The organism is Saccharomonospora iraqiensis subsp. iraqiensis (assembly GCF_000430445.1).
Taxonomy (GTDB): domain Bacteria; phylum Actinomycetota; class Actinomycetes; order Mycobacteriales; family Pseudonocardiaceae; genus Saccharomonospora; species Saccharomonospora iraqiensis.
Map to the genome: position 1 here is coordinate 1,818 of NZ_KE387037.1, position 2,300 is coordinate 4,117.

Sequence of the window (2,300 nt, forward strand, 5' to 3'; positions counted from 1 at the left end):
TGCCCTCGGCCAGCACCTTCTCCACGGCCGCCTCCACGGCGCGGGCCGCCGCGGCCTCGCCGAGGTGGTCGAGCAGCATCGCGCCGGCGAGGATCTGCGCCACCGGGTTCGCGATGCCCTTCCCGGCGATGTCCGGAGCGCTGCCGTGCACCGCCTCGAACATCGACGGGTGCGTGTGCTCCGGGTTGAGGTTGCCGGACGGGGCCATGCCGAGCCCGCCGGTCACGGCGGCGGCGAGGTCGCTGAGGATGTCGCCGAACAGGTTGGACCCCACGACGACGTCGAGCCGGTCGGGGGCCTGCACCATCCGGGCGGCCAGGGCGTCGACGTGGCACGATTCGGCGGCCACGTCCGGGTACTCGGCCGCGACGGCGTCGAAGACCTCGTCCCAGAACGGCATCGTGTGGATGATGCCGTTCGACTTGGTCGCCGAGCACACCCGCTTCGACCGGGTGCGCGCCAGGTCGAAGGCGTAGCGGACGACCCGTTCGACACCGACGCGGGTGAACACCGACTCCTGCAGGGCGAACTCGCCCGGGTGTCCCGCGTTGTGCCTGCCGCCGAGGGTGGAGTACTCGCCCTCCGCGTTCTCCCGGACGATCACCATCTCCAGCTCGTCGGCCCCGCGCCCGGCCAGCGCCGAGGTGGTGCCGGGCAGCAGCCGCACCGGCCGCAGGTTGACGTACTGGGAGAACGCGCGGCGCAACGGGATCAGCAGGCCCCACAGCGACACGTGGTCGGCCACGCCCGGGAAGCCGACCGCGCCGAGCAGGATCGCGTCGAATCCGGCCAGCGTGGCGACGCCGTCGTCGGGCATCATCGCGCCGGTGCGCAGGTACCGTTCGCAGCTGTAGTCGAACTCCGTCCAGCGCAGGGCGAACCCGTGTGCCGCCGCCGCGGCGTCCAGCACCCGGCGGGCCTCGGTGGTCACGTCCACCCCGATGCCGTCACCGGGGACGGCGGCGATCCCGTACGCGCGTCCGTCCCCGGAGGCCGGGGCCCCGTCCACCGAACCCCCGGCCGTCACAGGCTCACCGCGACGTACTTGGTCTCCAGGAACTCGTCGATCCCGAGGGTGCCGCCCTCACGCCCGAGGCCGGACTGCTTGACCCCGCCGAACGGCGCCGCCGGATTGGACACCACGCCCTGGTTCAGGCCCACCATGCCGGTCTCCAGCTTCTCGCTGACCCGCAGCGCGCGCTTGACGTCGCGGGTGTAGACGTAGCCGACCAGGCCGTACTCGGTGTCGTTGGCGGCGACCAGTGCCTCGTCCTCGGTGTCGAACTCGGTGATCGGCGCGACCGGGCCGAAGATCTCCTCGCTCGCCATCCGCGCGTCCGTGGGCACCCCGGTGAGCACGGTCGGCTGGTAGAAGTTCCCCGGCCCGTCCACGGTGGCCCCACCGGTGAGCACGTCCGCGCCCCGCTGGGCGGCGTCGCTGACCAACGTGGAGACCTTCTCCACCGCGGCGGGATCGATGAGCGGGCCGACGACGACGCCGTCCTCGGTGCCCCGGCCGATCGCCAGCGACGACATCCGCTCGGTGAGTCTGCGGGCGAACTCGTCGGCCACGCCGCGTTGCACGTAGAACCGGTTGGCGGCGGTGCAGGCCTCACCGATATTGCGCATCTTGGCCGCCATGGCGCCCTCGACCGCCTCGTCGAGGTCGGCGTCGTCGAAGACCAGGAACGGCGCGTTGCCGCCCAGCTCCATCGAGGTGCGCAGGACCTTGTCCGAGCACTGCTGAAGCAGCGTGCGGCCGACGGCGGTGGAGCCGGTGAACGAGAGCTTGCGTGCCCGGCCGTCGCGGATCAACGGCTCCATGACGCCGCCCGAGTCGGTGGTGGTGAGCACGTTGAGCACGCCGTCGGGCAGCCCCGCCTCGGCGAGGATGCGGGTCAGCGCCAGCATCGACAGCGGCGTCTGGGCGGCGGGCTTGACGACCATCGTGCAACCCGCGGCCACGGCGGGGCCGATCTTGCGGGTGCCCATCGCCATCGGGAAGTTCCACGGTGTGATCAGCAGCGACGGGCCGACGGGCTGGTTCGTGACGAGGAACCGGCCCGAGCCGTTCGGCGCGACGGCGTACCCGCCGTCGATGCGCACGGCCTCCTCCGCGAACCAGCGGAAGAACTCGGCGGCGTAGGCGATCTCGCCCCGCGCCTCCGCGAGCGGCTTGCCCATCTCCAGGGTCATCAGCAGGGCGAGTTCGTCCTGACGGGCCATCAGCGTCTCGTACGACCGCCGCAGGATCTCCCCGCGCTCCCGCGGCGGGTGCGCGGCCCAGTCGGCCTGGGCGG

The 2,300-nt window shown here is 72.4% G+C and carries 2 protein-coding genes; both read right to left on the reverse strand.

Features of this window, described 5'->3' with window-relative positions:
• The coding region (locus tag ACTIR_RS21150) for a tartrate dehydrogenase (RefSeq protein ID WP_199285551.1) at window positions 1–1,027 on the reverse strand (1,027 nt) is incomplete at its 3' end.
• Window positions 1,024–2,300 (reverse strand): NAD-dependent succinate-semialdehyde dehydrogenase (locus tag ACTIR_RS0101735; protein ID WP_026452995.1); only part of this gene is annotated, 1,277 nt, incomplete at its 5' end. The genes ACTIR_RS21150 and ACTIR_RS0101735, both read right to left, overlap by 4 nt.